At 45.1% G+C, this 8,071-nt stretch carries 9 protein-coding genes and 1 rRNA gene; 7 read left to right on the top strand and 3 right to left on the bottom strand.

The window, feature by feature from the left end:
* The first annotated feature begins 6 nt into the window (after positions 1–6).
* Positions 7–858 carry a nickel transporter permease gene (gene nikC / locus ACFO5U_RS00415; protein WP_377275712.1) on the top strand — a complete coding sequence of 284 codons (852 nt, stop codon included), beginning with the start codon at positions 7–9 and terminating at the stop codon, positions 856–858.
* Positions 859–890: 32 nt separating this feature from the next.
* On the opposite strand, the gene ACFO5U_RS00420 is transcribed toward nikC, so the two are convergent.
* Positions 891–1,976, bottom strand: a complete 1,086-nt coding sequence (locus ACFO5U_RS00420) for an aromatic acid exporter family protein (protein WP_377275691.1) — start codon at positions 1,974–1,976, stop codon at positions 891–893.
* Between the two features lie 33 nt (positions 1,977–2,009).
* Positions 2,010–3,296 (bottom strand): glutamate-1-semialdehyde 2,1-aminomutase, encoded by a 1,287-nt coding sequence (locus ACFO5U_RS00425; protein ID WP_377275693.1) that lies wholly within the window; start codon positions 3,294–3,296, stop codon positions 2,010–2,012.
* A 119-nt stretch (positions 3,297–3,415) separates the two neighbouring features.
* On the opposite strand from ACFO5U_RS00425, the gene bcp reads away from it, so the two are divergent.
* The 4 genes from bcp to perR all read left to right on the top strand — a co-directional run bounded on the left by bcp (position 3,416) and on the right by perR (position 5,948).
* Entirely contained in the window at positions 3,416–3,892 is a 477-nt protein-coding gene (gene bcp / locus ACFO5U_RS00430) for a thioredoxin-dependent thiol peroxidase (protein WP_377275695.1), read from the top strand.
* Between the two features lie 15 nt (positions 3,893–3,907).
* Positions 3,908–4,849 (top strand): D-2-hydroxyacid dehydrogenase, encoded by a 942-nt coding sequence (locus ACFO5U_RS00435; protein ID WP_377275697.1) that lies wholly within the window; start codon positions 3,908–3,910, stop codon positions 4,847–4,849.
* Positions 4,850–4,851: 2 nt separating this feature from the next.
* On the top strand, positions 4,852–5,403 hold the full coding sequence (locus ACFO5U_RS00440; protein ID WP_377275698.1) for a cob(I)yrinic acid a,c-diamide adenosyltransferase: 552 nt from the start codon (positions 4,852–4,854) through the stop codon (positions 5,401–5,403).
* A 101-nt stretch (positions 5,404–5,504) separates the two neighbouring features.
* A complete protein-coding gene (gene perR / locus ACFO5U_RS00445) occupies positions 5,505–5,948 on the top strand; it encodes a peroxide-responsive transcriptional repressor PerR (RefSeq protein ID WP_377275700.1) in 444 nt (147 codons plus the stop codon).
* A 33-nt stretch (positions 5,949–5,981) separates the two neighbouring features.
* Here perR and ACFO5U_RS00450 read toward each other — a convergent pair whose 3' ends face one another.
* Positions 5,982–6,335 carry a YgzB family protein gene (locus ACFO5U_RS00450; protein WP_377275702.1) on the bottom strand — a complete coding sequence of 118 codons (354 nt, stop codon included), beginning with the start codon at positions 6,333–6,335 and terminating at the stop codon, positions 5,982–5,984.
* A 187-nt stretch (positions 6,336–6,522) separates the two neighbouring features.
* Here ACFO5U_RS00450 and ACFO5U_RS00455 point away from each other — a divergent pair, with 187 nt between their 5' ends.
* On the top strand, positions 6,523–7,389 hold the full coding sequence (locus ACFO5U_RS00455; protein WP_377275704.1) for a nucleotidyltransferase-like protein: 867 nt from the start codon (positions 6,523–6,525) through the stop codon (positions 7,387–7,389).
* A gap of 508 nt (positions 7,390–7,897) precedes the next feature.
* A 16S ribosomal RNA gene (locus tag ACFO5U_RS00460) occupies positions 7,898–8,071 on the top strand; the annotation flags it as partial.

Consider the following 8,071-nt stretch of genomic DNA (forward strand, 5'->3'; position numbering starts at 1 on the left):
GCAGAAATGCAAAAAGTCGCCGGACCATGGAAAGAGGCATGGCTTGGCTTTCGAAAAAGTAAAGTTGCGGTAGTCGGAATGGGAATCGTCATTTTCTTTATTTTATTGGCGATTTTCGGACCGATGTTCACACCGCAAGGCATCAACGAACAAAATCTTTCCCAGCGGCTTCTGCCTCCTTCTTCTGATCATTGGATGGGTACCGATGATTTCGGACGTGATATTTTATCGCGTGTCGTATATGGTGCCCGCATCTCGCTATGGGTTGGGTTTTTGGCGGTAATCGGGTCGGTCATCGTCGGCAGTATTCTCGGAATTTTAGCCGGGTATTACGGGCGCTGGGTCGATACGATCATTTCACGCATATTCGATATTATGCTTGCGTTTCCAAGCATCTTGCTAGCGATTGCAGTTGTATCGGTTCTAGGGCCGTCACTGCGAAATGCATTGATTGCAATCGCGATTATCAACGTTCCGAACTTCGGGCGCTTGATTCGATCAAAAGTATTGAGCATCAAAGAAGATGAATACATCATGTCTGCAAAAGCGATCGGCATGAAAGACAGCCGGATATTGCGCTCTCATATTCTGCCGAATTCCATGGCACCAGTTATCGTTCAAGGGACATTGGCGATTGCGACAGCGATTATCGAAGCAGCAGCACTCGGTTTCCTTGGCCTCGGTGCACAAGCGCCTTCACCTGAATGGGGAAAAATGCTGGCAGATTCCCGTTCGTATTTGACCAATGCCCCGTGGACGATGATCTTCCCGGGACTTGCGATTATGCTGACGGTACTAGGATTCAACTTAATGGGGGATGGATTGCGTGATGCACTCGATCCGCGAATGAAGTCATAATAAAAGCGTCCGGTAAACTACCGGACGCTTTTTCATATGGAGTTTTCGATATCGCGATCGACTTCTTCGCCGTGGTAATTATGGTAAGCGATGATCAATAAATCAAGGTGCTCAAGGTGTTCTTCGTAATCGAGAAGGGCAGACAAAACATGCATGAGATGATAGACAGAAAATTCATCTTCCTCGACTTCGGTAGACAAATTGATTTCTTTGACGAAAATCGACATCACTTCATTGCGCTTCAAGACGGCATCAGGACCGGAGCTTTCGCTATGTTCAGGTCGCAGCTTGCCGATGTATTTCATGTAAAGCTGCTCATGGTAGCTCGCTAAACTCTCAAGCCGTTCCTGCACCATCATATGGAATTGTTCGGGCAAGTCTTTCAGTTCGTTTTCATAACGATTCAAGCGCCGCAGCACTTCCAAGCTTTTTTTCGAAGTGGCAATCATTTGGCGGTATAGCACTAGTTTGCGTGCTTTGGTATATTGCTGCTTTTTCGTATAGCTGCGCTCTTCTTTATAAAACGAATACCATTGATCGACTTTGCTTAGTTTTTCCGTCAGCTTGTCGATGTCTTCTTTTACAGAAGAGTGATCGGAAGCGTGGCGAATCGAAATGCGGATCCAGCGAATGACATCCTCACTCACAGAATGTATCGACTGGAACAAGCGAGTTTCGTATTTGGGAGGCAAAAAGATTAAATTGACGATAAAGGCTGATAAAATACCGACTAAAACAGTCAATAAGCGCAAGGAAGCGAACGTCAGGAAATCGTCCGATTGCGAATCCATAATGATAATCATAGTCACCAATGTCAGTGGTACCGTGTTTTCAAGCTTTAACTTCAACATGATGACGATTGCGAGAATAGCCGCAATGCCGATCGTCAAATAATTGGGGCCAAGCGTCAGCACAAAAATGACGGCAATCGATGCCCCAATTAAATTTCCGTACAATTGATCGAGCAAGGTCAAGTATGATCGATAAATAGAAGGTTGGATAGCAAAAATCGCTGCGACACCGGCAAAAACCGGTGTCGGCAACCCAAGAAATGTTGCCAAGAACAAGGCCAGTGATATTGCGATACCCGTTTTAAATATGCGTGCACCAAGTTTCACCGGCGAACACCTCCTTTATAAAGGAAACTTTGCTTATAACTGGGCAAATGCATGCTCTACTGCTCGGATTGACGTTTCGATATCTTCATCTGTATGTTCAGTAGTCAAAAACCAGGCTTCGTATTTGGACGGCGCTAAATTAATGCCCTGTTGGAGCATCAGTTTAAAGAATCGGCCGAAAATTTCACCGTCTGTAGCTTCTGCCTGCTCGTAATTCGTCACTTTTTGATCGGTAAAGTAGATGGTCAATGCACCTTTTAAGCGATTGATGGTAATGGTGACGCCATGCTTCTTGGCTGCAGCTAAAATACCTGCTTCTAGGCGTTCTCCTAACTGATCCATGCGTTCATAGACACCTTTTTTCTGCAATACTTCGAGACAAGCAATCCCGGCTTGGATCGAAGCGGGGTTGCCGGCCATTGTCCCCGCTTGATAAGCGGGTCCGAGCGGGGCGACGGTATCCATAATTTCACGTTTTCCGCCGTATGCGCCGATTGGCAAGCCGCCGCCGATAATCTTGCCAAGGGCCGTCAAATCAGGTTCCAGCCCAAGCAGATTCTGGGCGCCGCCGTAGTGGAAGCGGAAAGCTGTAATCACTTCGTCATAGACAATCAAAGCCCCTTTTTCCTTCGCTAATGCGTGGACTCCTTCGAGGAAGCCAGGGTGCGGTTCGACAATACCGAAATTACCGACAATTGGTTCGACTAGGATGCAGGAAAGTTGATCTCCCCAGCGTTCCATTGCTTCTTCGTATGCTTGTAGGTCGTTAAATGGAATGGTGATGACTTCATCAGCAATTGATTTCGGTACACCGGCAGAATCCGGCGTTCCAAGCGTGGCTGGACCGGAACCTGCAGCGACCAGGACTAAATCGGAGTGTCCGTGGTAACATCCAGCGAACTTCATGATTTTCGTGCGGCCGGTATAAGCGCGCGCCACGCGAATTGTCGTCATGACGGCTTCTGTGCCACTATTGACAAAGCGTACTTTATCCATCGCAGGCATTGCTTGTTTGAGCATTTTCGCGAAAGTGATTTCGTGTTTCGTAGGCGTGCCGAATAGGACGCCGGTTTCGGCCGCGTGGGCAATGGCCTTGGCGATATGCGGGTGGCCATGGCCAGTGATGATTGGTCCATACGCTGCGAGGTAATCGATATATTTATTGCCGTCGACATCGTAGAAATGTGCGCCTTTTCCATAATCCATCGCAATGGGCGAGCCGCCGCCCACTGCCTTATAAGAACGGGAAGGGCTATTGACCCCTCCGACGATATGTTTTAAAGCTTCTTCGTGCAGTTGTTCGGAAATCGAGTGATCCATGAAACAGCCTCCTATAATAATCTATTCCTTATTGTAGACAATAATAGGAACAAACGCCAAAGAAATTGAAACTAGTTGAGCGGTCCGGTACGATAGAAGAAACAAAAGGAGTGATGGTTTTGACTACATTAGAAGGAATGGCAGCACCCCAATTCACATTGCACAACGAACAGGGAGAAACGGTTTCGCTTTCGGATTATGCGGGCAAAAAATACGTCATCCTCTATTTTTACCCGAAAGATATGACGCCAGGCTGTACAACTCAAGCATGTGATTTCCGCGATGCACAGGAAGATTTCTCGCAACTCAATGCCGAAATCCTCGGTGTCAGTGCTGATTCCAAGGAGCGCCATCAGAAATTCATCGAAAAACACGGCTTGCCGTTTTCGCTATTGGTCGATGAAGACCACGAAGTGTCGGAAGCTTACGGGGTATGGGTGCTGAAGAAGATGTACGGAAAAGAATTCTGGGGAATCGAGCGTTCGACGTTTTTGATCGACCCGACAGGAACCGTCGTCAAAGAATGGCGAAAAGTAAAAGTTAAAGAACATATACAAGAAGTACTCGAGACTGTTAAACAACTAAGCAGCCAATAAGAGAGGAAGAAAACAATGGAAGTTCTATTTACATTTTTGCCTAGAGACAACCAGCAAGAGCGGCTCAGAGCCGAATTTCCTGAAGTGAATTTCCAATTTCTTTACAAAGACAAAACCCATCTGCCTAAAGCAGATATAGTTGTGACATACGGAGAAGACTTGACCGCACAAGATATCGAAAGCACAAATAATTTGAAGTGGATTATGGTCGCGAGTGCGGGCATCGAAAAAATGCCGCACGCTGCCATCGCTGAAAAAGGAATTGTAGTATCGAACGTCAGAGGGATCCATAAAACACCGATGGCCGAATCGGCATTGGCCCATCTATTATCGTTAAAGCGGGCCTTGCCTTTTATCTATGACAATCAGCGGAAAAAGGAATGGAACCGCAAAACCAAATCGTCCGAGTTGTCAGGATCGACTGCTATCATCTTTGGACCAGGGGCGATCGGTTCGGAAATCGGCAGGTTGCTGCAGGCTTTCGGAGTTCACACAATCGGCTGCAACCGAACCGGAAAAGAGTCCGAATCCATGGATGAAATGGTTTCGTTCAACAATTCACTTAACGTATTACCGAAAGCAGACATTATCATCTCGGTATTGCCAAGCACGAAAGAAACCCGCCATTTGTTGAAGGCAGAACATTTTCAAGCGATGAAAGAAACAGCTATTTTCATGAACTTAGGCCGTGGCGATCTGGTGGAAGACCGCATCATGCTAGATGCGATGCAAAACAATGAAATTGCCTATGCCGTGCTGGATGTATTTGAACAAGAGCCGCTACCAGACAATCATCCGTATTGGACGATGGACAATGTGATTATTTCACCGCACGTTTCGAGTCACTCAGGGAAATATGTTGAACGGGCATTAGACGTTTTTATTCCCAATTTACATGCATGGCTATCAGGCGCGAAGACTCCGACAAATCCAGTGGATATGGAAAGGGGCTATTGACCATGAAAATCTATACCAAAACAGGCGATAAAGGGACGACATCACTCGTTTACGGCGATAGAGTCAAAAAGAATGATCCACTTGTTGAAGCATATGGGACATGTGACGAAGCGAATACGATGATCGGACTTGCGGTCGGACATTTGAACGGCGAATTTTTTGAAGAAAAAGAAGCCATATGCGCTGCCTTTTATAAAATCCAAACAGTTTTATTCCATGTGGGTGCAGAACTCGCTACACCAAAAGGCAAACAAGTAAAATGGAAGTTAGAAGAAGACCATATCGCACAGCTAGAAGCGTGGATAGATGAATATGATGAAAAATTGCCTCCGCTTACTAATTTCATCTTGCCGGGCGGCCATCCCGCTGGAGCTTCGCTTCACGTTGCCCGCACAATCGTACGACGGGCTGAGCGCAATGCCATAAACATCGGTGAAGACGTTTCCCCATCCGTGCTGGCGTATTTGAATCGACTGTCCGACTTTTTATTTGTCGCTGCCCGTTACGTCAACCTCCAATTGGGTTCAAAAGAAAAAGGGCTGCATGAGGAATAGTATGCGGTCTATAGCGATTTCTTGACATTGAGGTATTCAGTTGGGTACACTAATTATAACGATTACAATGTAAGAATCTATATGAAGTGAGGTGCCCAGCGATGTCTGAAGTCCAGTTGAAAGACGCGCTTGATACATTAAAGTCAACAGGTGTTCGAATAACGCCACAGCGTCATGCGATTTTGGAGTATATCATCCAATCTACCTCGCATCCGACAGCTGACGAAATTTATCGCGCGCTTGAAAAAGCGTTTCCGAATATGAGTGTAGCTACTGTTTATAATAATTTGCGTGTTTTCAAAAAGGCAGGGCTCGTCAAAGAGCTAACTTATGGTGATTCTTCCAGTCGTTTCGATTTTGTGACACATGACCATTACCATATGATCTGCAACGATTGCGGAAAAATTGTCGACTTCCATTACCCAGGGTTGGACGAAGTAGAGCACTTGGCATCCCATGTGACTGGATTCCAAGTTGATTACCACAGGTTAGAGATTTATGGAACGTGCCGCGACTGTATCGGCGAATCCGCTAAAGCACAATAAAAAGAATGTCCGCCTATTAGGCGGACATTCTTTTTATAATTGTGGATTTTTCTTATTGTATTCTTCGTCGAATTCTTTGCCTTCGAGTGAAGGGTCCATCGTCAACGGTTCATTACAATGCATGCAAATATCTACACGCCCAAGCATTTTTGTATGGCGTTCGCAATTCGGACATTGGACTGGAACAGTTTTCATCGAGAGCAGGCCGATCCATGCATAGACACCTGTACTTCCAATAATGGCGATGACACCCAATAACATAAAGATGAGCATGATCACGGGCTGATTGCGGAAGTAAATGCCGACATACATGATGACGATGCCGATGAAAATCAAGGCCAAGGCGAAGGTCCGAATTCGGTTGATTTTATTTTTATAAGACTTCATGAACGGTCCCTCCTTGCGTACATCATACTATATCATAAACGATGTGAAAAAGGGTTAAGCCAATTCTGTTAAAGGAATATATAGAAATATGTCGAAATAAAGAAAAACGCCATAGACAATTGCGTATCAAAAGCGCGGCCGGCAAATTCTGAAAACTCAAGAAGATAGACAGTGGGGAGTGACGACGATGGAACAAATATTGAGACCGTTATATCAAGAGCGCGCGAGCCAGGAAACAACGCTTGGCGTCATTCTTGTAGAGAAGAGAGAAGATATCAGTCCGATCACGGATACATTTGATTCTATCCTTCTTATCATTACCAAAGAAAATGAGACACCGGTCTTTACTAAGCACTATACCTATTTTGATAAAAAGGCAGCAATGCATATAATCACTGAAAAGCAATTGCACAAATGGTTGTTGCTTGGAACGAACCGGAAAATCGTGGACTGGCTTTTTAATGGGCGGGTTATATACGATCGTAATGAATTTATGGAAAAACTCAAGACCGAGCTAAAGGAATATCCTTTCTACGGCAGAAAAATCAAAATGGGTTTGGAGTTTGCTAAATTGATTCGTCGCTACCTTGAAGGCAAGATGTTCTTCGAAGAAAAGAATTATTTGGATGCCTATCATCATATGGTGGAGTCACTTCATCACCTGGCGCGTTTGGCTGTGCTGGAGAATGGCCTGCCACCTGAAGTAACTGTCTGGTCGCAAGTCAAAAAGATGGAGCCTGCCATTTATAAATTATACGAAGAACTTATTTCAAGTGATGAGCCGCTAGATAAGCGTCTCGAGTTACTATTTTTAGCAAGCGAATTCTTCATCCATTCACGCACACAAGATGGTTCTCGTCATATTCGTGAAGTAATGGAAAGACAAAGCAGCTGGACCATTCAGGAATTGCATGAACAAGAAGAATTGAAAAACTATTCTTCCAATCTTGAAGTGCTGATTGAGTTCTTAATTGAAAAAGATTTAATCGCAATTAATGGAGTGAAAACAAAAAGCGAGAGCATATTCCATCGATATTACTTGGTTAAGCAATAAAAAATCAAAGGATAAGAAAGCTGGCAGAGCTATTCACTGTCAGCTTTCTTCATTATAGGATGTTATCGAGTGTGTATAATTAGCGGAGTGATCTGTGAAATATAATTATTCAAGAGAAATCATTTTACTTTTTGTGTTGACTTTTATTGGAGAGATATATTATGATAATACACGTCGCTTGAACAAATTAAGTTTTTTACAATAATAAAAAAGTTAAAAAAGGCTTGACTCTTTTGTGCAGCGATGATAAATTAAAGGAGTTGCTCTTGAAGCAACCGAAACATTTGAACCTTGAAAACTGAACAGCAAAACGTCAACGAAAGACGTCACGAGCGCCTTGGCGCGCGAACGGCTTTTGCGATGGTCGCCCCCGGGCGATCGGAGCACTCGCCATTCCGAACTTCGGTGTTCGTGACTTAACTTACTGATCAGCGCAAGCAGATCAAAGCGAATCGCGCGTCTACGGACGGCGATGCGCCAGCAACGATTGAGCAATCAACACTACTCTATAATGGAGAGTTTGATCCTGGCTCAGGACGAACGCTGGCGGCGTGCCTAATACATGCAAGTCGAGCGGAACCTTTGGAGCTTGCTCCATTGGTTTAGCGGCGGACGGGTGAGTAACACGTGGGCAACCTGCCCTGCAGATCGGGATAACTCCGGGAAACCGGTGCTAATACCG

Origin of the sequence: Planococcus dechangensis (genome assembly GCF_042654465.1) — a bacterium.
Lineage (GTDB): Bacteria > Bacillota > Bacilli > Bacillales_A > Planococcaceae > Planococcus > Planococcus dechangensis.